We start from the raw sequence: 22,785 nt of genomic DNA, 5'->3' as shown, positions 1-22,785 counted from the left end.
ACGCAAGACAATGCGGCCTGCTGCAGAGTCGTTGTGCAAATATGCACGGGAACCATCGGCCAGAGCGGCAAACATGGACTGGGACAACCTGCGTTACTTTCTCGAAGTGGCCCGTGCGGGGCGGCTGACCACCGCGGCAAGGCGGCTGGCGGTCGATCACACCACCGTGTCGCGGCGTCTGCAGGCGCTGGAAAAAAGCATGGGCGCGCAGCTGTTCCTGCGCGAGCCCGGTGGCTATCGCCTCACCGAAGCCGGGCGCAACCTGCTGCCGCGGGTCGAGGCGATGGAGAGCGCCAGTGCCGCCATCGAGCATTCGCTGCCGAGCATGGGCGACGGCCTTTCCGGGCAGGTGCGCATCGGCGCCACCGAGGGTTACGGCACGGTGATGCTGGCCGGCCAGCTCACCGGGCTGAGCCGGCGCTATCCGCACCTGAATATCGACCTGCTGGCGCTGCCGCGCGCGGTGCGCCTGTCACGTCACGAGGCAGACATCGTCATCACCCTGGAGCGGCCGGAGCGCGGTCCGTTCATCATCACCAAGCTGACCGACTACGTGCTGCGGCTGTATGCGTCGCCCACGTACCTGGCCGAGCACGCGCCGATCCGCAGTCGCGACGATCTGGCCGCGCATCGCTTCGTCAGCTATGTCGACGATCTGCTGTTCAGCAAGGAGCTGCTGTTTCTCGATGGCATCGCCGACGCCCGCTCCATCGGACTGCGCAGCACCAGCCTGCTGGCCCAGCAGGAAGCGGTGGCGATGGGGGCGGGGATCGCCATTCTGCCGGCGTTTTCCGCCGATGCCGATCCGCGCCTGCAGCTGCTGTTGCCCGACGCGGTGAGCTTCAACCGCACCTTCTGGATGCTGATGCCCATCGAGTTCAAAGACCTGGCGCGTATGCGCACCACCTGGGACTACCTCAAGGAGCTGGCACAGCAGAATCAGGCACGACTGCTGGGCCTGCCGCCAGGTTAAGGCCGCGCCGGATCGAGCCCGGCGCGGTCGCGGCCCTGGTTACTGCGTGCCCGGCATACCGGCGGTGAGCCGCGTCGGTTGCGCCGACGGTACCTGCCGGCTCGGCCGGGGCGGCTGGCAAAGGCTGTCGGCACCGGCCTGCAGGTAGGGTTGCAGGATCGGCGCCATGCCCTTGAGCGTCTGTACCGGCAGCGCCGAGGTGAAACGGAAGCTGTCGGCCGCCAGCCCGGGCACGTAGGCGGTCAGCGTGCCGAAATGATTCGGTCCCAAGTAGAAGACGAAGGTGGCCGTGCGGTTCATCGCCAGCGAGCTGATCAGCCGGCCGCCGGCCGCGACGGTGTCGATACGGTTGTCGCCGGTGCCGGTCTTGCCACCGACGCGCAGCGGGCTGCCGTCGCTCTGCACGAAGCTACCCTGCAGGCGCCGCGCGGTGCCGCCTTCGACGACCTGAGCTAGGGCCTCGCGCAAGGTCGCGGCCACTTCGTGCGGCAGCACCTGCTCGCCGATGTTCTGGCGTATGCCGAGACGGGTCTCGTAGGGCGTACCTTCGGCGAAGTGCAGGCTGTCGATGCGCACGCTCGGCAGGCGCACGCCGTCGTTGAGGATGATGCCCATCAGTTCGGCCAGCGCGGCCGGCCGGTCGCCCGAGCTACCCAGCGCGGTGGCCAGCGATGGCACCAGGTTGTCGAACGGATAGCCCAGTCGCTGCCAGCGCCGATGGATGTCGGTGAAGGCCTCGACCTCCAGCATGATGCGGATACGGCTGTCGCGAGCGCTCTTGTGCCGGCTGCGGAACAGCCAGCCGTATACTTCCTGGCGTTCGTCGCGGCTGGCGGCGACCACCTCCGACAGGTTGGCGTCGGGATGCTGGATCAGGTAGCCGAGCAGCCACAGGTCCAGCGGATGGGTGCGCGCGATGTAGGCCTGATCCGGCAGGCTGAACGCACCGGGACCGTAGCGGGTGTACAGCGCGTCCAGATCCTTGGCGTCGAGACCGGCGGCCGGCAGGCGCGAAGTCAGGAAGTGATCGAACGCCGCGCGCGGCGCATCAGGCAGCAGATAGCGATGCACCGCCGCCAGCCGTACCGGCGTCGGGCGCATGCCCTGCAGGAAGGTTTCGATACGCTGCTCGGCGGACTGCCCGCGGTACTTGCGCCAGAAGCGCTGGAGGAAGATCGAGCCCTCGCGGTCGGCGAACTGGGTGAGGTATTCGAGGCGCCGCGGGTCCTTGTCGTTCTTCAGCAGCTCGGCGCTGTTGATCGCCTCGTGCGTGCTGTAGCTCACCAGATCGCGCATCAGCCGCACGAACGGCAGGTTCAGCGATTCGCGCAGCGCGTCGCGCACGCTGGCGATGCGGTGGTCGTCCTCGCGGCGGAAGTTGTTGAAGTGGTGCAGCCCGGCGCCGGTGAAGAAGCGCTCGGCCGGGCTTGCCGAGTAACGCCGCTCCATCGCCGCATCGAGCATCGCCGGCAGGCTGCGATCACTGCTCTGCGCCAGGTAGGCCACGGCCCAGCGGCTGAGCGGGTCGCGTACGTCCAGTTCGCGCAGCTGGCGGGTGTCGAGGATCGAGTAGCGCTGATGCAGCTCGGCGATCATCTCCAGATAGGTGGTCAGCACGCGCAGCTTGGCGGTGGAGCCGAGTTCCAGCTTGCTGCCTTCGTTGATGTCGAACGGCTGGTTGGTGTTGTCGGTCTGCACCCGCACGCGGAAACCCTGCTCGCCGCGCTCGAACAGCGTGAAGCTGTAACGCACGTCCGCGGTTTTCTCCGGCGAGAGCATGCGTTCGCCGAACAGGCCGACCTCGGCGGCCACCTGGGGGTCGGCAAGGCTCGCCAGGTAGGCGCTGATCTTGGTCTGCAATTCGCCCTGCAGCGGCGTGCTGGCGGTGAGGTCGAGGCGGTCGAGATCGTACAGCGGCATGCCCAGCAGGCCGGCCAGGCGCATGCGCGCGACGCTGATGCCCTTGGTGGCCTCCACCGTGCGGATCGCCGGCTTGCGCTGTAGATCGCGGAACTCGACCTGCTGGGCGAGGGCAGCCTCGCGCAGGCGGGTATCGACGATGCCGCCGGCGGCCAGCAGGCGGATGTGGCTGTCGGTCAGCGACGCCAGCTCCTTGCGGCCGGCGCCGAGGTAGTAGGACGGCCGACGCTGCGCGATCAGCAGCGAAAGCACCTGGCGCAGCGCCAACCCGCGGGCCTGGAGGTCGCTGTCGGCGTTGCGGCGCGGATCGAGCAGGCGGTTGACCTCGGCGAAATCGGCGCCGTACCACAGCCGCAGGCCATCGGCGATGCCGTGGACCTCGCCATGACCCGACGCGGCCGAGAGCGGCACGCTGTTGAGATAATCGCGCACGATGCGCTGGCGGGCGGCAAGGGTCTGTGGCCCTTCGCGATAGGTGCGCACGCTGGCGGAAACCATCTGCCGCAGCTTCTCTTGCGGATCGCCGGTGCGCCCCTCGGGCGAATGGCGGTATTTCTCCACCTGCGTCGCCAGGGTGCTGCCGCCGGATGCCTGGCCACCGAGGCCGAGGCGTTTTTCCAGCTGGCTGATCGCCGCCTTGGCGAAGCGCGGCCAGTCCACCGCCGGGTTGACGGTCGGCCGGCTGGCGTCCAGCAGGCCGCGGTCCTCGATGAACAGCAGGCTCAGCGCCACCAGCGGCGGAATGTCCTCGAAACTCTCGTAGAACTGCTGCGGGTAGCTGTTGGCATACAGCGGCAGGCCGCGGCAGTCGTAGATGGTCAGGCCGACCTGCGACTGGTGCCGATAGGGTACGAAGAAGCCGCGACTGGCGTAGTCGAGCAGCGCTGGCGAAAAGCGCGCCTGCGCCTGCACCTCGAAGCCGCGCGCGCTCAGCCGTTCGATGAACGTTGGCAGCTGCACGTAGCCCAGCCGGCGGTCGAACGGACCGTCCTCGGGGAAGCGGATTTCGCTGCTCGGGCCGGGGGCAAGGTGATAGTCCAGACTCGCGGCATAGCGGCTGACCCAGCGGGCCTGCCACTGCGAAGTCTGCAGCTCATGCCAGGTGGCATAACCCCCCACGCCCAACAGTGTGGCGAACAGCAGCAGGCCGAGCGGGCGCATCCGGCGGCGATCCTTCTTCGGTGTGGGTTTTCGGGAACGGTTATTCGGAGCGCATTGCGAGCGCCCTGCGGGAGGAGTGTCGGACCGCCATACTGCGCCCATATCGTGTGCCTGGCTTCCTGCAAGTTGCTGATAGCAGTCTAGTTCTGGCCGCGACTATAAGCGAAGCGAGATGGATGAACGGAAGGCTCAGCGGCGCGGCCTGGCGGGACGCAGTCAATCGTTGAAGGCGGCCTGGAGCAACTGCGGCATCAGCTGCGCCGCCGTACCACGCAGCAGGAACTCGCGTTCGGCATGGCTGCCGAGCGGTTGCGGGTTGACGTGCGCCAGCACGGCACCGGCCCGCCAGGCGCGTTCGGGGATCTGTGCGGCGGGATGCACCACACCAGAAGTGCCCACGGAAATCAGCACATCGCAACTGTCGGCCGCGGCGAATGCTGCGGTGAGTGCCGCTTCCGGCAGGCTTTCGCCGAACCAGACCACGCCGGGACGCAGCCTGCCGCCGCAGTGTTCGCAGCGCGGCGGTTCGAGGTGGCGGCCGCCTTCGGGTTCGTCGGGCAGGCCGAGCGGCTGGCTCGGTGAGCGTGCGCAGGCGAAGCAGCGCGGTTGGTGCAGGCTGCCGTGCAGGTGGATCACCTCGGTACTGCCGGCACGCTCGTGCAGATCGTCGACGTTCTGCGTGACCAGCGTGAGTCTCGGCACCCGCTGCGCCAGTGCGGCAATGGCGAGGTGGGCTGGATTCGGCTGCGCCAGCAGCACCTGCATGCGGCGCCACTCGTACCAGCCCCAGACCAGCGCAGGGTCCTGGCGAAATGCATGCGCGGTGGCCAGCGTCGCCGGATCGTAGCGCTCCCACAGACCGCTGGGCGTGTCGCGAAACGTGGCAATGCCGCTCTCGGCCGAGACACCTGCACCGGTGAACACCAGCACGTGACGCGCGCCGCGCAAGGCGGTGATGAGCGCTGCGGGAATCAAAGCGAACTCCTGTTTCCGAAGCCGACCCGTGTCGTCGACCGGGGCCGCCAGCTATACCATCGGTGTCAGGGTTTCTCCAGCGCGGCGGAGGTGGACAGCTCGTGGCCCATCGGCGTCGCGTCGGGCAGGCTGACGCTGGCGCTCTCGAAATCCGGACTGTGGACTTCCGAATCCAGCGGCATGTGACTGTAGCGAGCTGGCGCCGGCTGGCGCTGCGGGGGTGTCGCGCTGAGCAGTCGCTTGGCCTCGCAGCGACCGCTGATGCCGCGTAACAGCACCAGAGCGCCGGCCGCTGCCTGCAACAGCCCGCTCGCACCGCCGCGGCGCGCCCCCAGGCCAAGCAACAGCAGGCCGCCGGCCAGCGAGGCAGCGCGTTCCCAGCCATGCACGTTCTGGTCGCGGGATTCGTAGGGTGAGTTCATCGGGCAATCCTCGTCAGGGCTGATGCAGCAACTGACTGCGGGTTGCCACAGGCGTTCCGCGGCTGCGGCGCTGTCAGCCCTGGCGGGCGATCAACGCGGGATCGGCTGGCTGCTGCGGGATATCGGCAGGCTCGATGTCCCAGTCGCCGTACAGGTACCAGTCTTCGCCGAGCATCTCCGCGGGGTGCATCGTGCGGTCGGCGCCGTTGCCGCAGCCCAGCGAGGTCGCGGGGCAGTAGCGGTCGCAGCCCCAGCAGATGCGTTCGGGATGCGGCGGGTTGAGCGGGAACTTCTTGGCCATGAGGCTACCTCGCGCTCAGCGAAGCGGAATCGGCAGACGAGAGCGCATCCGTCAGCCGATCTGCCAGCCCAGGCTGCGCCAGCACCGCGCAGAGCGCGGGGATGAGCAGGCAGCCGTCCGGCTGAATTTCGATGCCATGTGCACGCAGGTGCAGCAGGCCTTCTCGTTGCAGTTGCTCCAGCAGCGGTTGCAGCGTTGCGAAGCGTTCCTGGAACACAACGCCGGCGCGTGCCTGCAGGCTGGTGAAGTCCAGGTAGCCGTCGCACAGCAGTTGTTCGATGATCGCCCGCAGCCCACGATCGACACTGGCAGGCAGCAGGCCGCGGTCAGTAGGAAGCTGGGCCTGGGCAAGTGCCTGCCGGTAATCCGCGATCGACGAGTGATTGCGCACGTAGAGATCGCCGACCCGGCTGACCGCGCCGGCGCCCAGACCGAGATGGTCGAACTGCGCGAGCGTGGTGTAGCCGCCGATGTCATGGCGCAGGCAGCCAAGCTCCTGCGCCATCGTCAGTTCGTCGTGAGGCAGGGCGAAGTGGCCCAGACCGATGAAGCGGTAGCCAGCCGCGGCGAGGCGCTCGATGCCGCAGCGGTGCAATGCTTGGGTGACATCGGCCGGCGCGAGGCTGAGGCGCCGCGAGGCGGGGGCCGGCAGTTGCCGGTAATCGAACATCGAGACGCGGTCGGGCTGCAGCTCGATGATCGAGTCGAGCTTGCGCGCGAAGCTGGTGGGCGTCTGCCAGGAACGACCGTAGCCGAGGTCCACGTTCACCGAGAGGTAGTGCAGCGTGCGTGCCGCCTCGATCAGTGCGCGGATGCGGCTGGTGCTCTGGAAATACTCGACGGAATTGCCCAGATCGGCATGCAGGTCGGGGACGCTGACGCTCAACTGGTTGAAGCCCAGCTCACGCAAGACGCCGACCAGCGGCCAATCAGCATGGGCGAGTTCGACCTCGACGCTGAATTCGTTCGGCTCATGAGGGTTGAGCTCGAAGCGAGATTGCAGATGGCCGACCAGCCGCCGCAACTGGTCGAGGCTGGCGCGGCCGGCGTTGAGCTGCAGACGCTCAACGCGGGGATGCTCGCCGAGGTGACAGGCGAGCAGGTCGATTTCGCGCTCCAGATCGGCGATGTAGAGCGTCAGCTCGTCGTGCGGCAGCAGCGGTAGCTGCACGGCGAGGGAAAGGGGGCGTTGTGCCTTGCGGCTGTCGCGCAACGCGCGCAGCAGGTCGAGCGGTGCGATCGCGGTGGTGAAATCGGCAGTTCGCGGGTACCCGCACTGATGCGGGTCAAGCTGCCCGTAACGTTGCATCAAGTGGTCGTTCCAGCGTACAGAGCCAAACATTTGAGCCTCCGAACGGCGCGTATGTATTGGCAATGTGGTCATAGAAGCCTCTTGGAGCGTTGATAAGGGTCAAGACCTAGTCGATTAGTGGGTTAAGGGGTGACGCAATGCACCAAAGGCAGTCGTCGCGGCCAAGCAAGCTGCCTTTGGCGCTGGGTGTTACTTCTGGCTCAACACCCACTCGGCGAGAATCTTCGCCTCTTCGTCGGTTACCGCGTTTGGCGGCATCGGGATCGGGCCCCAGGTGCCCTGAGTGCCGTTCTTGATCTTGCCGGCGAGCATGGTGGCGGCGTCCGCCTGGCCTGCGTACTTGGCTGCGACTTCCTTGTAGGACGGGCCGACCAGCTTGGCGTCGATCGAATGGCAGGCTGCGCAGGCCTTGCTCTTGAACAGCGATTCGCCGTCCTGCGCCAGCGCCGGCTGCAGAGCCAGAGCGCCGCCGAGGGCGAGCATGGAGATCACGATTTTTTTCATGGGTATTTCCTTTGGGTTAAGACGGTCGCGATTTCTCTGACTCAGCGAAATCGCGACGACTCCCAGGTCAGGCACCTGAGAGCCTCGCTGCAATTGTCCGTCGCGCTTTAAGTGATATCTAATGAATACAAATGCAGCTTGATAACAATATCGTTGAATCATTGTGGCTATTTGTCGCACCACAACGGTGCAGGCCCGCGAAGCGTACGACCGTTCCTCTCGCCAGCCGCCTGCGGCCGTGAAAAAACCTTACTATATCAATGACCTACATCTCATCGGATCTCGCATGCTGGCTGCCGTGAAGCGCTACACCCTGCTCGTTGCTGGAACGCTGGCGCGCTGCTTCCCACGCACAGCGGCACATCTGCGTAACGAGGACGAGCTGGTATTTCGCCGCTGGGGCAAACCGGTCGTAGCACCGGCCGGTGGCAAGGCAGGGAAAGTACGCAAGGGGAACGGCAGGCAGGACGCAGGCAAACCTGCGAAGAGCCCGCCGGCACGCCAACGAAGCGCGCGGCCGGTGGCTGCCGACGGTATCTACGCGTCCAGTGAGCTGCCAGTCAGCGCGGCGCAGATCGAGACCATGCGCGAACAGGTTGGCCGCGCGGTGGCGGCCGGCGTCATCAGCATGCCGTCGGATGAGCAGTGGGCGATGATCCTGTGTGGCAGTCCGCTGACGCGGATCTTCGCCGGGGCGGGTTCGGGCAAGTCCACCACGCTGGTTCTGCGGGTGGTGTTCATGCTCTGTCATCTGGGCATCGAACCGGCGCGGCTGACGGTGATTTCCTTTACCAATGCCTCCTGCGCAGAGCTGCGCGAGCAACTGCTCAAGGTGCTCGGCTTCTGGGGATTTCCTTTCGATGCCGCGCAGGCGCGCGAATGCGTACGTACCTTTCATGCCGCGATGGGCGTGCTGGCGCGCGAGGTGCTGGGCCGGCAGCAATGGTTCGAGCAGCTGGACGACAAGGCCGCATCGGCCGACCAGCCGGACAATCCGCTGACGGCCGCGCGCTTGCGTCCGGCACAACAGCGGCTGCTGAAGCAGGCCTACCAGCGCTGTTACAGCGCCGAGGAGGCGTTTCGCCGGCAGGTGCATGAGCTGCTCGGGCTGCCGCCGCCCGCGGCCGAGCCTGCCAAGGGCAAGCGTGCGACAGCGAAGGCCCCGCTGGATGGTTTCAAGCTGACCGGCGAGTTCCGCGCGCTGCCGCTGTACGAGGCGTTCCATGTGCAGACCGGTTTCATTGAAAGCATCGGCCTGCGCGTCGACCGGCTGCAGCCCGGCGTGCTGCAGTGCGCGCCGCGTGAGCGGCTGTTCGTCGAGGCACTGGTGGCCTTCCATCGGCATTTCGAGGCCTGCCTGGCCGAGCAGGGTTTGCAGACGTTCAACGGTGCCTTTGTGCAACTCAGCGAGCGCCTGGCCAGCGGCGAAGGCGTCGGCAAAGAGCACCTGGCGCCGTTCACTCATCTGCTGATTGACGAGTTCCAGGACATCTCCCCGCAGATCGTCCAATGGCTGCAGGCGTTGCATCGCCGCGTGGTGCGCAACGGCGAGGCGCCGAGCCTGATGGCCATCGGCGACGACTGGCAGTCGATCTATGGCTGGCGCGGCAGCTCGCCGGAGCTGTTCATGGACTTCGACAAGTATTTCCCGCGGCGTGGCGCCAAGGGCAGCGAGACGCTGCTGCTGGAAACCAACTACCGCTCCATCGAGCCGGTGATTCGCGATGGCGAGGCGGTGCTGGCCGGCGTGCAGTTCAAGCAGGCCAAGACCAGCCGGCCATGCAAGCCGACGCAGCCGGGTGACCACGGGGTAAAGCTGATCACCGGTTTCGAGCTGAACAAGAGCCTGCCGAAGCTGATCGAGGCGATCACCGCGCAATGTGCCCATGTGGCCGAACGGCAAAGCCGCGAACGCACCCCGGTGCTGCTGCTCAGCCGGCGCAACGAGCCGTTGCGGACCATTCAGGCGCAGCTGGACCGCAAGCTGCCGGTCAAGGCCTACACCATTCACCGCGCCAAGGGTTTGCAGGCCGAGGTCGCGATCATCGTCGACGATTGCCTGCCGGCGGAGAAACACCCGCTGCGCAACGCGCTGTACGCCGCGTCGGGCTTCTTCCGCAACAGTTACGACCAGGCGATGGCCGATGAAAGCCTGCGTCTGGCCTATGTGGCGATCACCCGCGGCGTCAGCCGGGTGTTCTGGTACACGCGCAAGCCCCAGGGCGCCACGACACTGTTGCGCCAGCGCGGCTAGCGCAACAGCAGCGCAACTACTGTACCGGCCAGCAGCAGCGACAGGCCTTTCCAGAACAGCAGCGGGTTGCGCTCCAGCAGCGGCGGGCGCGCGCGGTTGAGAAAGGCCGGGTTGGGCTGGCGCAGTTCGAAGACGAACTCCGACAGCTCGGTATAGCGCCGCGCCGGATCGGGATGCAGCGCCTTGCCCAGGACCTCGTCGATCCATGCGGGGATATCGCGCTGTGCATGGCGCAGCGGCTGGTAGCGCAGGCGCCGCTGCGCTGCTCGGGTGCGCGCCCTGGCAACATCGGCGCCGTAGGGCAAGCGACCGCTGAGCAGCTGATAGGCAATCACCGCCAGCGAATACTGATCCGAACGCGGCGTGCCGGCCTCGCCGAGGAAGTATTCCGGGGCAGTATAGGCGGCGGTGCCGAGCAGGTTGTCCTGCGTTCCCGGCGCATTGCGCTCGGCGAGCCCGGCGACGCGGGTCGAGCCGAAATCGATGATCTTCAGCGTGCCGGTGGCGTCGATCATCAGATTTTGCGGGCGCAGATCCTGATGCAGCATTTCCAGGCGGTGGAAGGCGCGCAGACCGCGGGCGATCTGCTCGACGATGCCGCGCACGGTTTCCAGGTCCGGCTGTGGATGGTCGAGCATCCACTGCGCAAGCGTTTGGCCATCGATGAATTCGCTCACCGTGTACAGGTAGCGGCGCTGCCGCGGTGGCGGACAGGCCTTGACCACATGAGGATTGTCCAGGCGGCGGGCGATCCACTCCTCCAGCAGAAAGCGCTCCAGATAGGCCGCGTCGCCCCGCAGATCCATTGACGGCGTCTTCAGCACCACCGTGGCGCCGCTGGCTTCGTCGACGGCCAGGTGCACATGGCTGCGGCTGCTGACGTGCAGCTCGCGAACGGTGCGATAGCCGTCGAACTGCATGCGTGGCTCCAGCAGCGGCGGCAGCGCCAGTTCACCGAGCTGCCGCTGCACGTCGTCGACGGCCTGCTGCGGCAGGCTGTCGATGCGCACCAGTTGCACGGTGAGGTTGTCGTCGCTGCCGTTGGCCAGTGCCCGCTCGACGATCCGTCGCGCCGCCAGGTCGAGCTCGTCGCCATGCTCGGCAACGAGCTGCGCCACATCCCGTGCGCCGATGTGCTCGTAGACGCCATCGGTGGCGAGCAGGAACAGATCGCCGACCGCCAGCGGCAGGGTGCGGTAGTCGATCTCCAGGTGCCGGTCGATGCCCAGCGCTCGGCCGAGGTAGCTGGTGTCCGCCGACACGCGCACGCGGTGATCTTCGGTCAGCTGTTCGAGGCCGCCGTCGCGCAGTCGATAGATGCGCGCATCGCCGACGTGGAACAGGTGCGCGCTGGCGGACTTGAGCACCAGCGCGCTGAAGGTGCAGACATAGCCGCGGTCGCGATCATAGCGGTGCGGGCTGTGGCGGGTCTGCGCATGCAGCCAGGAATTGATCGCCACCAGCACCCGCTGCGCCGACTGCTTCACCGACCAGGCGTCGGAGGTGCAGAAGTAGTCGGAAAGAAAGCTCGCCACCGCTGTTTCGCTGGCGATATGGCTGACCTCACTGCTGCTGATGCCGTCGGCCAGCGCGATGGCGATGCCCTTGCTGGCGAGCTGGGCACCGATGGGCACGCAGGCGCCGTGAAAGTCCTGGTTGGTCGGCTTGCGCCCGCGGTCCGAATGCTGGCCGAGGGAAATGGCGAGTTGGCTGGGCATCTTCAATCTGCGCGAAAGCCCCGGCGGGACTGCGGACCGGGGCCTTCGTTCACTCCAGGGTCAGTAGACGGTGCGCTTGGGCGCGGTGCGCACGTGGGTGGTGTAGAGCGTCAGGCCGGTGAAGGCCAGGCCGCCGACCAGGTTGCCTAGTGCGGTGGGGATTTCGTTCCAGAGCATGTAGTCCATCACCGAGAAGTCGCCGCCCATGATCATCGCCGAGGGGAACAGAAACATGTTCACCACCGAATGCTCGAAGCCCATGAAAAAGAACAGCATGATCGGCATCCACATGGCGATCACCTTGCCGCTGACCGAGGTGGAGATCATCGCGCCGACCACGCCCATCGACACCATCCAGTTGCACAGCATGCCGCGCAGGAAGATGGTCGCCCAACCGGCCGCGCCGAACTCGGCGTAGCCCAGGGTGCGGTCCTCACCGATGTGCGAGATCTTCTCGCCGATCGGCCCCGGGTCGGTGGAAAAGCCCATGGTAAAGACGAAGGCCATCATGAAGGCGACCACCAGTGCACCGGCGAAGTTGCCGAGAAACACCCAGCCCCAATTGCGCAGAATGCCATTCACGGTCACCCCAGGACGGCGGTCGAGCAGGGCCAGCGGGGTGAGCATGAATACCCCGGTGAGCAGGTCGAAGCCCATCAGGTAAAGCATGATGAAACCCACCGGAAACAACATCGCGCCAACCAGTGGTGAGCCGGTCTGCACGGTAACGGCTACGGCGAACACCGCGGCGAGGGAGAGGATGGCGCCAGCCATGAAGGCGCGGATCAGCGTGTCGCGGGTGGACATGAAGATCTTCGATTCGCCGGCGTCCACCATCTTGGTGGTGAACTCCGAAGGGATTATGTAGGACATGGCGGATGCTCTCGAATGGTTGGCAGAGGCTTGCAAATCTTGGCTTTCGGGGCGCCGCCGCGTTACGCGCGGCAGCGCCGGGTTTTCAGGCGACGCCGATCTCCACGGCATCGCCATTGAGGCGCACCGGCCAGACGCGCAGGCGCTGTTCCGGGTATTCCAGGCAGCTGCCGTCCCTGAGGCGGAAGTGCTGCTTGTACAGCGGCGCGGCGATCACCAGTTCACCCTTGAGGCTGCCGACGATGCCGCGGCCGATGACGTTGGCGCCCGACTTCGGATCACGGTTGTCGACGGCGAACAACTGCTCGCCCTCGGCGTTGTCCGGCAGGTGGAACAGCGCGACCTGGGCGCCTTCGTGCCAGGCCACCACACCGGAGTTGGCGACCAGATCGCCACGGCGGCACAGCGCCTGCCAGGGCGCCGTGGCGGCGGAACGGGAGTCGAGACGAACGACGTTGGACTGGCTCATCAGAGCACCTCCTGGGTAAGTGGGATCAGGTGAAGTTCGCTGGCGCGCACCGGCCGACGCTGGCCGCGCTCCTTGACGAAGTGGATGTCCGGGTCAGGGCGTGCATCGTTGACGAAGGTGCGGAAGCGCTTGAGCTTTTCCGGGTCGCCGATGGCGTTGGCCCATTCGCATTCGTAGCTGTCGACCACATGCTGCATCTGCCTTTCCAGCTCGGCGGCGAGATTCAGGCTGTCGTCGAGAATTACCGCCTTGAGGTAGTCGAGGCCGCCTTCCAGGCTCTCGCGCCAGACCGAGGTGCGCTGCAGCTTGTCCGCGGTGCGCACGTAGAACATCAGCACGCAGTCGATGGTGCGGATCAGCGCTGCGTCGTCGAGGTCGGTGGCGAACAGTTCGGCATGCCGCGGGCGCATGCCACCGTTGCCGCAGACGTAGAGGTTCCAGCCCTTGTCGGTGGCGATCACGCCGATGTCCTTGCTCTGCGCCTCGGCGCATTCGCGGGTACAACCGGAAACGGCGAACTTGATCTTGTGCGGCGCACGCAGGCCCTTGTAGCGGTCCTCCAGGCGCAGCGCCATGCCGACGCTGTCCTGCACGCCGTAGCGGCACCAGGTGCTGCCGACGCAGGATTTCACCGTGCGCAGGCTCTTGCCGTAGGCGTGACCGGTCTCGAAGCCGGCGGCGATCAGCTCGCCCCAGATGTCCGGCAGTTCATGCAGCTGAGCGCCGAACAGGTCGATGCGCTGGCCGCCGGTGATCTTGGTGTAGAGGTCGTATTTCTTCGCCACCTGGCCGATGGCGATCAGCCCCTCGGGGGTGATCTCGCCGCCCGGGATGCGCGGCACCACCGAGTACGTGCCGTTCTTCTGCATGTTGGCCATGAAGGTGTCGTTGGTGTCCTGCAGCGGAATCAGCGCCGGATCGGTGATCGGCTGGTTCCAGCAGGAGGCGAGGATCGAACCCACCGTCGGCTTGCAGATGTCGCAGCCGACATGCCCACGACCGTGCTTGGCCAGCAGCTCGGCGAAGCTCCTGATGCCCTCGACGCGGACGATGCCGTAGAGCTCCTGACGGGTGTAGGCGAAGTGTTCGCACAGGCTCTTGTCCACCGCCACGCCGCGCGCGGCCAGCTCGGCATCGAATACCAGCTTGAGCAGGGCGCTGCAGCCGCCGCAGCCGGTGGCGGCCTTGGTGATGGCTTTCAATTCGCCGAGATCGGTGACGCCGGCATCGACCTGGCAGCAGACCGCGCCCTTGCTGACGTTGTGGCAGGAACAGATGGTCGCGCTGGCCGGCAGCGCGTCCGGGCCGAGCGCGGGAGCGCCCTCGGATTGCGGCAGGATCAGCCCGGACGGGTCGGCCGGCAGCTTGATGCCGTTCTGCGCGTACTGCAGCAGGGTGTCGTAGTAGCTGTTGTCGCCGACCAGCACCGCGCCGAGCACGGTCTTGCCATCGGCGGATACCACCAAACGGCGGTAGCTGGCGGTCGCCTCGTCGATGAAGCGGTAACTGCGTGCACCCGGCGTGGCGCCGTGCGCATCGCCGATGGAGCCGACGTCGACGCCAAGCAGCTTGAGCTTGGTCGACATGTCGGCGCCATAGAACGGCTCGTGCGGCTGCTCGGCGAGCTGCGCGGCGACGCTGCGCGCCATGCTGTAGCCGGGGGCGACCAGGCCGAACACATTGCCGTTCCAGCTGGCGCACTCGCCGATGGCGAAGATCGCCGGGTCCGAGGTGCGGCATTCGCTGTCGATGACGATGCCGCCGCGCGGGGCAATCTCCAGCTCCGCGACCCGGCCGAGGGCGTCCTGCGGGCGGATGCCGGCGGAGAACACGATCAGGTCGGTTTCGAGGAATTCACCGTCGGTAAAGTTCATCCGCCAGGCGTAGTCCTCGCCGGCGACGATCTCCTGGGTGGCGCGCGACAAGTGCACGCCAACGCCGAGGGCCTCGATGCGCGCCTTCAATGCCGCGCCGCCTTCGTCGTCCAGTTGCACCGGCATCAGGCGCGGGGCGAATTCGACGACATGGGCTTCCAGTCCGAGCGACTTCAGCGCGTTGGCCGCTTCCAGGCCGAGCAGACCGCCGCCGACCACCACACCGCGACGGGCATTGGTCGCCGCGGCGCGGATGGCGTCGAGATCATCAAGGGTGCGGTAGACCAGGCGCGCACTGCCTTCGGCACCGGTGATCGGCGGTACGAAGGGGTAGGAACCGGTGGCCAGGATCAGCTTGTCGTAGGGTTGGCGACCGCTGCCGGTGACGACTTCCTTGCGCTCACGGTCGATGCCCAGCACCTGAACGCCCAGATGGGTGTAGACGCCGTGGCTGCTGTAGTAGTCGGCCTCGCACATGGCCAGCGACTCGGCATCGCGGCCGCCGAAGTATTCGGACAGGTGCACGCGGTCATAGGCGCGCTGGCGCTCCTCGCCGAACACATGCAGCTCGTAGCGGGTGAGGGCGCCGCGCTCGATCAGCTGTTCGATGCAGTGGTGACCGACCATGCCGTTGCCGACGATGACCAGTTTTTGGTGCTTGAGCGGAGTGACGGTAGAACTCATGGCCTTTCCTCAGTCGAGCTGCTGCGGCACGCGGCCGGCAAAACGCAAAAAGGCGCCTGGAGCTGGTATCAGCTCCAGGCGCCTTTGCCTGGTAATTAGTGGTGTGTGGGGTGGTCGGTCAGGCCTCGTTGCCTGCTACACCCGGTCCCGCGCCGCTTGGCTTGACGGTCGCCGCTGACCGTCTGGGACGTCCTGCCTTGGTTCGGCAGGTGTTGTCTGGGTAATTGCAGCTAGCGTGCCAAGTCATTGGAAACCGTGCTCCGGCGCTGGCGCTGCGCCGGAGAGTGCGGCTTTGCGGGGTGCCGGGCCGCTTCGCCGTTCGCGCGGAGGGGTAACCGGCGAGAGTGCACGCGGGCAGCGCGTTGAACCAGAAGGGTGCGGCGCGCTGCGCGTATTCCCCGCTTTGGGGCGATGGCGACGACCCCGCTGCGCAAGTGCGGGGCCGGCCGTCAGGGCGTTGCTCAGCGCGGTGTTGCGCTGTCCCGCTGCAGGCTTGCCGGACGCGCCTGCGGCTTGGCCAGCAGCAGCTGCGCGGTGCCGATGCTGCGTTCGAGGAAGCCGCCCTCGCAGTAGCAGAAATAGAACTCCCAGAGCCGGTAGAACTGCTCGTCGTAGCCCAGCGCTTCCAGCTCGTTGCGCGCGCGGCGGAAGTTCTCGTGCCACAGGCGCAGGGTGCGCGCGTAGTGCCAGCCGATGTCCTCCAGGTGCAGCAGGTTCATGTCGGTTTCGCGGCCGACCAGCTCGGTCATCCGCTGCACCGACGGCAGTGCGCCGCCGGGGAAGATGTAGCGCTGGATGAAGTCGACGCTACGCCGCGCTTGCTCGTAGCGCTGGTCGCGGATGGTGATGGCCTGCAGCAGCATCAGCCCGTCGGGCTTGAGCAGGCGCGCGCACTGGCGGAAGTAGGTCGGCAGGAAGCTGTGGCCGACGGCCTCGATCATCTCGATGGACACCAGCTTGTCGAACTGGCCGTCGAGATCGCGATAGTCCTTGAGCAGAAGGGTGACGCGATCCTGCAGGCCCGCCTTCTCGATGCGCGCCTGGGTGTAGGCGAACTGCTCGCGCGACAGCGTGGTGGTGGTCACCCGGCAGCCATGGTTGACGGCGGCGTACAGCGCCATGCTGCCCCAGCCGGTGCCGATCTCCAGCAGGTGATCGGTCGGCTTGAGTTCGAGCTTGTCGCAGATGCGCGCCAGCTTGTTCAGCTGGGCCTGTTCCAGGCTGTCGTCGGCACGCTCGAACAGCGCGGCGGAATACATCATGGTCGGGTCGAGAAAACGCTCGAACAGCGCGTTGCCGAGGTCGTAGTGCGCCGCAATGTTGCGTTGCGAGCCGGCGCGGCTGTTACGGTTGAGCCAGTGCAGGCCCTTGAGCAGCGGCCGACCGAGCCGCGCCAGGCCGCCTTCGAGGCTGTCGAGCACATCGAGATTGGCGACGAACAGGCGAATCACCGCAGTCAGGTCGGGGCTGCTCCAGTAGCCGTGGATATAGGCTTCGCCAGCGCCGATGGAGCCATTGCTGGCGATCAGGCCCCAGGCGGCGCCGTCGTGCACGCGGATCTCAGCGCTGACGCCGGTGCCACCGTCGCCGAACAGCAGGCACTCGTCACCGTCGTGCAGGCACAGCTGGCCACGGCGCAGCTGGCCGAGCTGGCGCAGCACGCTGCGACGCAGCAGTCCACTGGCCAGACCCAGGCCGGCCGCCGGGGTGGCTTTGACGGTCATGCTAGAGCTTTTCATGGCGGGACTCCGGAACAGTAACGGTGGCCACGGCGTAACGGCCGTCGGCGGGTTGGTGGGAGAAGATCGGGGTGCGCTTGAGCAGCAGGCGCAGTGCCTGCCAGTAAATGGCGAGCACGGTCTTGCCGGTCATCCAGGGGAAGCGCAGCAGGTAGCGATGCACGGCGGCGCGCGAGAGTGGCTCGTGCTTGAGGCCGAGGGTGGCATCGAACAGCTTGCGCTCGCCCTGCCAGTCCTCCATGTGCACGCCGATGGCCTCGCCCGGCGGGTTGAAGCGCATGCGGTACTCGAGGTTGCCGGGCAGGAACGGCGACACGTGAAAGGTCTTCGCCACGTTGCAGCGCAGGTTGGCGTTGCCGCTGGCCGGCAGCACGTAGTGGTAGCGCTCGCGCCAGGGCGTGTTGCTCACTTCGCAGAGGATCGCCGCCAGCCGCTGCTGTTCGTCGAAGCAGTAGAAGAAGCTCACCGGATTGAAACTCAGGCCCCAGCTGCGCGGCTGGGTCAGCAGACGTACCGGGCCGCTGATCGTACGCCCCAGCGCCTCGCTGACGCGCTGACGCACCGCATCGGCCAGCGACATCCCGTGGCGGGTGAACTCCGGCAGGTAGTCGGTTTCCCGGAAGGCGAACGCGGCGAAGCGACCGCGGCCGCTCAGGGCGGACAGCCCGAGCACCGCGTCCTGTTCGGCGAGGTCCAGATAGAGCAGTCCCATGCGGTAGTGGAAGGCATGCGCACGCGGCGCAAAGCGCCGGTGCTGCACCCAGCCGTGGTACAGCGCGCTGTGGACGATGGCGCCGCTCATAGCGATTCACCGAAGGCGGCCGCCACGCGCAATGCGCTGACCACGCCATCTTCGTGGAAGCCGTTGCCCCAGTAAGCGCCGCAGAAGTAGCTGTGGCGGGCACCGAGCAGCTCCTCGGCGCGGGCCTGAGCGGCGATGCCGGCCAGGCTGTACTGCGGATGGGCATAGGTGAAGCGGGCCAGCACCAGTTCCGGGTCGATCGCCTCGCTCTGGTTGAGGCTGACGCAGAAGGTTTCCGGCGCCTCGATGCCCTGCAGGATGTTCATGTTGTAGGTGACGGCGGCCAGCTGTTCGCTCGGGCCACCGAGACGATAGTTCCAGCTGGCCCAGGCGCGACGCCGGCGCGGCAGCAGACGGGTATCGGTGTGCAGCACCACCTCGTTGTCGGCATAGCCGATGGCGCCGAGGATTTCCCATTCGGGGCCGGTGGGTTCGGCCAGCAGCTTCAGCGCCTGGTCGCTGTGGCAGGCGAACACCACCTTGTCGAAGCGTTCGGCGCCAGCCGGGCTGTGCACGGTGACGCCGTGCTGGTCGCGCGCAACCTCGAACACCGGGCAGTTCAGCCGGATGCGTTGGCTGAATGCGCGGGTCAGCGGCTCGATGTACGCGCTCGAGCCTCCTTCGACCACGTACCACTGCGGGCGCTCGCTCACCGAGAGCAGGCCGTGGTTCTTGAAGAAGCGCACGAAGAACTCCCGCGGAAACTCGAGCATGTCGGCCAGCGACATCGACCAGATCGCTGCCCCCATCGGCACGATGTAATGGTCGATGAAACGCTGGCTGTAGCGGCCCAGGCGCAGGTAGTTGCCGAGGGTGACGTGCGGGCCGATACGACCGTTCTGGTAGTCGTCCAGCGCTTCTCGATTGAAGCGCAGAATGTCGCGGATCATGCCCCAGAACGGCGGTGAGAACAGGTTGCTGCGCTGCGCGAACAGGGTGTTGAGGTCGTGACCGTTGTACTCCAGATCGTTGAGCGGGTCGCAGACCGAGAAGCTCATCTCGGTTGGCCGATACGCCACGCCAAGCTGGCGCAGCAGCTTGATGAAGTTGGGATAGGTCCAGTCGTTGAAGACGATGAAGCCGGTGTCCACCGCGTAGTCCTGACCTTCCAGGCGCACGTCGACGGTATGGGTGTGGCCGCCTATCCAGCTGGCGGCCTCGAACACGCTGACGTCGTGCTGGCGGTTGAGCAGGTGGGCGCAGGTCAGGCCAGCGATGCCGCTGCCGATGATGGCGATCTTCATGATGGTCTTATCCGTGGTGGTCCGTGCGCGCCATGCGCTGGCCCAGGGCGTACTGCAGGCGTGCGGGCAGGAGGGACAGCAGGCGCAGTCCGGCAATGAACGGCGCGGGGAACTGGATGTGCAGCGGCCGCTGCTCCAGCCGCTGCGCGATGTAGCGCGCGGCCTTCTCCACCGGCCAGCGCAGCGGCATGGGGAAGTCGTTGCGGCGGGTCAGCGGCGTATCGACGAAGCCCGGGCTGACCAGCGTGACGTCGATGTGCTCGGCGGCCAGGTCCAGGCGCAGCGATTCGAGCAGGTAGCGCAGGCCGGCCTTGGATGCGCCATAGGCGCCGGCGCGCGGCAGCGGCAGCCAAGTCACCGAACTGCCGACGCCCACCAGCAGCGGGCGCTCACCACGGCGCAGCAACGGCAACGCCGCCTCGATGCAGTAGCCAGGCGCGATCAGATTGGTGCGCAGCACGCGTTCGAGCAGTTCGGCCTGGAAATGCCGGGCGTCGATGTACTCGCAGGTGCCGGCGTTGAGGATCAGCGTATCCAGCGCACCCCAGCGTGCGTCGATCTCCGTGGCGATGGCGCGCACCTGCGCCGCGTCGGTCAGGTCACCCGGCAGCACCAGCACCTGCTCGGGGTATTGCCGGGCAAGGGCATGCAGCGGCTCGGCACTGCGCGCCGACAGTGCCAGCCGGTGGCCTTCGGCGAGCAGCTGACGCGCCAGTCCGTGGCCGATGCCGCTGCTGGCGCCGGTCAGCCAGATACGCCGAACGGCGTTCACGCCAGCCTCCGTTGCAGCCAACGGATCGCCGTGCCGAGCAGTGGCACATGCTGATAGAGCAGGGCGCCGGCATCGAAGAAGTCGCGGTGCCGTTCGACCTTGCCCTCGCCATTCCAGCGCAGCAGCGAGCAGCCTTCGAGGCTGATCAGCTGGCCACAGTTGAGCCGTGGGTGACGGTAGCTCATCACCCAGCGCAGATAGCCTTCGCCTTCGCGCACGGGGTCGAACCCGATGAACTCGAAGTCCAGCTGCGTGACATTGGCGTAGAGCGCGGCGAAATAGCGTTGCAGCGCCTCCAGCCCGACGACTTCGTGCAGCGGATCGGTGAAGTGCACCTCGTCGGCATACAGCTCGCCGAGACGATGCAGGTTGCCGGCATCGAGGCTGGCGAAGCGGCGGGCGAAGTCGTGCAGGAAATCACTCATGGCTGCACCTGCGGCAGATTGCGGAACGCCGCCAGTACCCGCGCGCGACTCTCGCCGAGATCGACGATCGGGCTCGGGTAGCCTCCCGGCGCGAACAGCCCGCCGAGCGTCGCCGGGTTGTGGATGTCGCGGCGGCTGAGCCCTTGCAGTTCCGGCAGCCAGTGACGCAGGAAGCGGCCGTCCGGGTCGAAGCGCTGTGACTGGCTAATCGGGTTGAACAGGCGGAAGTAGGGCACCGCGTCGGTGCCGGTGGAGGCGCTCCACTGCCAGCCGCCGTTGTTGGCCGCCAGGTCGCCGTCGATCAGCTGGCGCATGAACCAGCGCTCGCCTTCGCGCCAGTCGATCAGCAGGTTCTTGCTGAGGAACATCGCGGTGATCATGCGCAGGCGGTTGTGCATCCAGCCGGTTTCGCGCAGCTGGCGCATGGCCGCGTCGACAATGGGGAAGCCGGTGCGGCCTTCCTGCCAGGCGGCGAGGTCATCCGGGGCGTGGCGCCACGGCAGTGCCTCGGTTTCGGCGCGGAAGGCGCGATGCATCGAGACGCGCGAATAGCCGACCAGGATGTGTGTATAGAACTCGCGCCAGAGCAGTTCGTTGATCCAGGTGACGGCGCCGCTGCTGCCGCTGTCGAGTTCGCCACGATTGCCGGCGAGCGCGGCATGCAGGCACTGGCGGATCGAGATCACGCCGGCGGCAAGGTACGGCGACAGCTGGCTGGTGCCGGGCTCGGCGGGCAGATCGCGGCGCTGCTGGTAATCGTCCAGCGCCTCGTCGGCAAAGGTCGTCAGGCGCTGGTAGGCGTGGGCTTCCCCGGCCGGCCAGAGTGCCTGCAGCGTGCTGGCGGGCACGGCGAAGCCCGGTACCGCGGTGGGTAGCGGATCGCTGGTTATCGCCAGCGGCACCTGCGGCGCGAGCGGCGGCAGGCACGGTGGCAGCGACAGTTGCAGGCGCGCCAGGCAGCTCTTGCGGAACTGGCCGAACACCTTGAAGTAGCCGCCGCTCTGGGTCAGTAGCGTGCCCGGGGCGAACAGCAGACGGTCGAGATAGCGCTGCGTGATGATGCCGTCCTGATGCAGCGCCTCGCTCACCGTGTGGTCCCGGCGTTGCTCGTCGACACCGTAATCGTCATTGAAATGCACAGCGCGCACGGCATGCTCGTGGCAGACCTGGCGCAGCGCCGCGGGGACCGTTTGCCAGTCATCGGCGTGGCGAATCAGCAGCGGCACGTTGAGGCGGCGCAACTCCGTGGCCAGCTCGGCAAGGTTGCGCAGCCAGAAGTCCACCTTGCACGGCGCATCGTCGTGGATGCGCCACTGACCGGGCGTGAGCAGGAACAGCGCGATCGTCGGCCCGGCAGCCATGGCGGCGCTCAGGGCGGTGTTGTCGCTTACGCGCAGGTCGCGACGTAGCCAGATCAACTGAGTCATGCGTGGCTCTCCGTGACGTCAGGCAGCAGCCCGCCTGCCTGCAGCTGTTGCAGTGCCGCCAGTGGATCGCCAGCCAAACGCAGGCCCGGCTGCTGGGTCAGGGCATCGCCGTGGATATGCACGGCGGGACCGGCGAGCAGCAGTGGCAGCTCATGCTGCGTGAGCAGGCGCGGCAACTGGCGCTGCAGGCAATCGGCATCCAGGCTGTGCCCGGCATGCAGCAGCAGGGCGCGCGGGGAGATGCGCTCCAGCGCGAGGCTGAGTTCGGCCAACGGCACCTTCCACTCGACCAGCTCCACCGGGCAGCCGCTGCTGGACACCAGCCAGGCGGTCAGCCACAGCCCGGCGTCGAACGGTTCATCACCGAGCGTCGCCAGCAGCAGCGGGGCGCCGGCGTACTGGCGATTGTCGAAATAGATGCGGGTGGCCAGTTTGCTGCGCAGCCAGCTATCGAACAGCGCGCGTTCTAGTGCGGCACCGAACTGGCCGTGCCAGCGTTGGGTCAGCCGCGCCTGCAGCGGCAGCAGCAGATGCTGGCAGAGCGTGAGCGGCGGATAGACCGTCAGCGCGCGGTTGAAGGCGTCGTCGAGTTGCCGTTCGTTGAGTCGCTCGACGGCTGCCAGCAACTCGTCCTGCAGCGTCACCCAGAGGTTCTGCTCGACCGGAGCGGACGCGCGGCCGGCGGTCAGCAGCTGTTTGATCTGGCTGACGGCCACGCCACGGTCGAGCCAGGTGAGGATGTCGCGAATGCGTTGGACATGGCCGTCGTCGTACAGCCGGTGCCCCTTGGCGGTGCGTCGCGGCACGATCAGCCCGTAGCGGCGCTCCCAGGCGCGCAGCGTCACGGGGTTCACCCCGGTCAGCCGGGCAACGTCGCGGATCGGCCGCCAGCCGGGTTCGAGGTCGGCCGGAATGTTGTCGAACGCATCGCTCATG

At 66.8% G+C, this 22,785-nt stretch carries 19 protein-coding genes; 2 read left to right on the top strand and 17 right to left on the bottom strand.

The genetic code is table 11. From position 1 onward, the window contains the following. Positions 1–73 precede the first annotated feature (73 nt). Entirely contained in the window at positions 74–973 is a 900-nt protein-coding gene (locus AC0ZJQ_RS10395) for a LysR family transcriptional regulator (RefSeq protein WP_314018665.1), read from the top strand. 39 nt (positions 974–1,012) lie between these two features. Here AC0ZJQ_RS10395 and AC0ZJQ_RS10390 read toward each other — a convergent pair whose 3' ends face one another. From AC0ZJQ_RS10390 to AC0ZJQ_RS10365, 6 genes are all read right to left on the bottom strand, one after another. Beyond that, positions 1,013–4,156 carry a transglycosylase domain-containing protein gene (locus tag AC0ZJQ_RS10390; RefSeq protein WP_391638986.1) on the bottom strand — a complete coding sequence of 1,048 codons (3,144 nt, stop codon included), beginning with the start codon at positions 4,154–4,156 and terminating at the stop codon, positions 1,013–1,015. Positions 4,157–4,270: 114 nt separating this feature from the next. Continuing rightward, complete coding sequence (locus AC0ZJQ_RS10385) at positions 4,271–5,029, bottom strand: SIR2 family NAD-dependent protein deacylase (protein ID WP_155551810.1); 759 nt, start codon at positions 5,027–5,029, stop codon at positions 4,271–4,273. Positions 5,030–5,094: 65 nt separating this feature from the next. Next, on the bottom strand, positions 5,095–5,451 hold the full coding sequence (locus AC0ZJQ_RS10380; RefSeq protein ID WP_155551811.1) for a YgaP-like transmembrane domain: 357 nt from the start codon (positions 5,449–5,451) through the stop codon (positions 5,095–5,097). A gap of 73 nt (positions 5,452–5,524) precedes the next feature. After that, positions 5,525–5,752, bottom strand: coding sequence for a DUF3079 domain-containing protein (locus AC0ZJQ_RS10375; protein ID WP_008568818.1), 228 nt, complete (start codon positions 5,750–5,752; stop codon positions 5,525–5,527). A gap of 4 nt (positions 5,753–5,756) precedes the next feature. Beyond that, the gene (locus AC0ZJQ_RS10370; protein ID WP_314018659.1) at positions 5,757–7,094 is read right to left on the bottom strand and encodes an oxygen-independent coproporphyrinogen III oxidase; all 1,338 of its coding nucleotides are present in this window, start codon (positions 7,092–7,094) and stop codon (positions 5,757–5,759) included. 159 nt (positions 7,095–7,253) lie between these two features. Then, positions 7,254–7,568, bottom strand: a complete 315-nt coding sequence (locus AC0ZJQ_RS10365) for a c-type cytochrome (RefSeq protein ID WP_008568816.1) — start codon at positions 7,566–7,568, stop codon at positions 7,254–7,256. Between the two features lie 286 nt (positions 7,569–7,854). Between AC0ZJQ_RS10365 and AC0ZJQ_RS10360 the strand changes: the two genes are divergently transcribed. Beyond that, a complete protein-coding gene (locus AC0ZJQ_RS10360; RefSeq protein ID WP_476476605.1) occupies positions 7,855–9,822 on the top strand; it encodes a UvrD-helicase domain-containing protein in 1,968 nt (655 codons plus the stop codon). Here AC0ZJQ_RS10360 and AC0ZJQ_RS10355 read toward each other — a convergent pair. From AC0ZJQ_RS10355 to AC0ZJQ_RS10305, 11 genes are all read right to left on the bottom strand, one after another. After that, complete coding sequence (locus AC0ZJQ_RS10355; RefSeq protein WP_476476604.1) at positions 9,819–11,540, bottom strand: bifunctional protein-serine/threonine kinase/phosphatase; 1,722 nt, start codon at positions 11,538–11,540, stop codon at positions 9,819–9,821. The two genes, AC0ZJQ_RS10360 and AC0ZJQ_RS10355, sit on opposite strands and share 4 nt — an antisense overlap. A gap of 60 nt (positions 11,541–11,600) precedes the next feature. Continuing rightward, the gene (locus tag AC0ZJQ_RS10350; RefSeq protein ID WP_476476603.1) at positions 11,601–12,413 is read right to left on the bottom strand and encodes a formate/nitrite transporter family protein; all 813 of its coding nucleotides are present in this window, start codon (positions 12,411–12,413) and stop codon (positions 11,601–11,603) included. 85 nt (positions 12,414–12,498) lie between these two features. Continuing rightward, a complete protein-coding gene (gene nirD, locus AC0ZJQ_RS10345; RefSeq protein ID WP_155551816.1) occupies positions 12,499–12,882 on the bottom strand; it encodes a nitrite reductase small subunit NirD in 384 nt (127 codons plus the stop codon). Next, on the bottom strand, positions 12,882–15,440 hold the full coding sequence (nirB, locus tag AC0ZJQ_RS10340) for a nitrite reductase large subunit NirB (protein WP_476476602.1): 2,559 nt from the start codon (positions 15,438–15,440) through the stop codon (positions 12,882–12,884). Before nirB ends, nirD begins: the two co-directional genes overlap by 1 nt. A 461-nt stretch (positions 15,441–15,901) precedes the next feature. Then, positions 15,902–17,179 (bottom strand): SAM-dependent methyltransferase, encoded by a 1,278-nt coding sequence (locus tag AC0ZJQ_RS10335; RefSeq protein ID WP_155551818.1) that lies wholly within the window; start codon positions 17,177–17,179, stop codon positions 15,902–15,904. After that, positions 17,166–17,981: a DUF1365 domain-containing protein gene (locus tag AC0ZJQ_RS10330; protein ID WP_476476601.1), complete on the bottom strand. Its 816-nt coding sequence runs from the start codon at positions 17,979–17,981 to the stop codon at positions 17,166–17,168. The genes AC0ZJQ_RS10335 and AC0ZJQ_RS10330 overlap by 14 nt, the downstream gene beginning before the upstream one ends. Next, complete coding sequence (locus AC0ZJQ_RS10325; protein ID WP_476476600.1) at positions 17,978–19,225, bottom strand: NAD(P)/FAD-dependent oxidoreductase; 1,248 nt, start codon at positions 19,223–19,225, stop codon at positions 17,978–17,980. The genes AC0ZJQ_RS10330 and AC0ZJQ_RS10325 overlap by 4 nt, the downstream gene beginning before the upstream one ends. A 7-nt stretch (positions 19,226–19,232) precedes the next feature. Next, complete coding sequence (locus AC0ZJQ_RS10320; RefSeq protein WP_165594464.1) at positions 19,233–19,997, bottom strand: SDR family NAD(P)-dependent oxidoreductase; 765 nt, start codon at positions 19,995–19,997, stop codon at positions 19,233–19,235. After that, complete coding sequence (locus AC0ZJQ_RS10315) at positions 19,994–20,422, bottom strand: nuclear transport factor 2 family protein (RefSeq protein WP_165594463.1); 429 nt, start codon at positions 20,420–20,422, stop codon at positions 19,994–19,996. Before AC0ZJQ_RS10315 ends, AC0ZJQ_RS10320 begins: the two co-directional genes overlap by 4 nt. Next, positions 20,419–21,849 (bottom strand): deoxyribodipyrimidine photo-lyase, encoded by a 1,431-nt coding sequence (gene phrB / locus AC0ZJQ_RS10310; RefSeq protein WP_165594462.1) that lies wholly within the window; start codon positions 21,847–21,849, stop codon positions 20,419–20,421. Before phrB ends, AC0ZJQ_RS10315 begins: the two co-directional genes overlap by 4 nt. Continuing rightward, positions 21,846–22,784, bottom strand: a complete 939-nt coding sequence (locus AC0ZJQ_RS10305; protein ID WP_165594461.1) for a MerR family transcriptional regulator — start codon at positions 22,782–22,784, stop codon at positions 21,846–21,848. Before AC0ZJQ_RS10305 ends, phrB begins: the two co-directional genes overlap by 4 nt. Position 22,785: the final 1 nt, after the last annotated feature.

The organism is Stutzerimonas sp. 21-1 (genome assembly GCF_056336065.1).
This window is presented reverse-complemented; position numbering and strand designations above follow the sequence as displayed.

Excerpts from the sequence above, each read along its gene's own strand:
- AC0ZJQ_RS10305 (WP_165594461.1), bottom strand. The coding sequence starts at position 22,784 with ATGAGCGATGCGTTCGACAACATTCCGGCCGACCTCGAACCCGGCTGG.
- AC0ZJQ_RS10315 (WP_165594463.1), bottom strand. The coding sequence starts at position 20,422 with ATGAGTGATTTCCTGCACGACTTCGCCCGCCGCTTCGCCAGCCTCGAT.
- phrB (WP_165594462.1), bottom strand. The coding sequence starts at position 21,849 with ATGACTCAGTTGATCTGGCTACGTCGCGACCTGCGCGTAAGCGACAAC.
- AC0ZJQ_RS10335 (WP_155551818.1), bottom strand. The coding sequence starts at position 17,179 with ATGAAAAGCTCTAGCATGACCGTCAAAGCCACCCCGGCGGCCGGCCTG.
- AC0ZJQ_RS10375 (WP_008568818.1), bottom strand. The coding sequence starts at position 5,752 with ATGGCCAAGAAGTTCCCGCTCAACCCGCCGCATCCCGAACGCATCTGC.
- AC0ZJQ_RS10330 (WP_476476601.1), bottom strand. The coding sequence starts at position 17,981 with ATGAGCGGCGCCATCGTCCACAGCGCGCTGTACCACGGCTGGGTGCAG.
- AC0ZJQ_RS10390 (WP_391638986.1), bottom strand. The coding sequence starts at position 4,156 with ATGGGCGCAGTATGGCGGTCCGACACTCCTCCCGCAGGGCGCTCGCAA.
- AC0ZJQ_RS10350 (WP_476476603.1), bottom strand. The coding sequence starts at position 12,413 with ATGTCCTACATAATCCCTTCGGAGTTCACCACCAAGATGGTGGACGCC.
- AC0ZJQ_RS10370 (WP_314018659.1), bottom strand. The coding sequence starts at position 7,094 with ATGTTTGGCTCTGTACGCTGGAACGACCACTTGATGCAACGTTACGGG.
- AC0ZJQ_RS10325 (WP_476476600.1), bottom strand. The coding sequence starts at position 19,225 with ATGAAGATCGCCATCATCGGCAGCGGCATCGCTGGCCTGACCTGCGCC.
- nirB (WP_476476602.1), bottom strand. The coding sequence starts at position 15,440 with ATGAGTTCTACCGTCACTCCGCTCAAGCACCAAAAACTGGTCATCGTC.
- AC0ZJQ_RS10395 (WP_314018665.1), top strand. The coding sequence starts at position 74 with ATGGACTGGGACAACCTGCGTTACTTTCTCGAAGTGGCCCGTGCGGGG.
- AC0ZJQ_RS10365 (WP_008568816.1), bottom strand. The coding sequence starts at position 7,568 with ATGAAAAAAATCGTGATCTCCATGCTCGCCCTCGGCGGCGCTCTGGCT.
- nirD (WP_155551816.1), bottom strand. The coding sequence starts at position 12,882 with ATGAGCCAGTCCAACGTCGTTCGTCTCGACTCCCGTTCCGCCGCCACG.
- AC0ZJQ_RS10380 (WP_155551811.1), bottom strand. The coding sequence starts at position 5,451 with ATGAACTCACCCTACGAATCCCGCGACCAGAACGTGCATGGCTGGGAA.
- AC0ZJQ_RS10355 (WP_476476604.1), bottom strand. The coding sequence starts at position 11,540 with ATGCCCAGCCAACTCGCCATTTCCCTCGGCCAGCATTCGGACCGCGGG.
- AC0ZJQ_RS10360 (WP_476476605.1), top strand. The coding sequence starts at position 7,855 with ATGCTGGCTGCCGTGAAGCGCTACACCCTGCTCGTTGCTGGAACGCTG.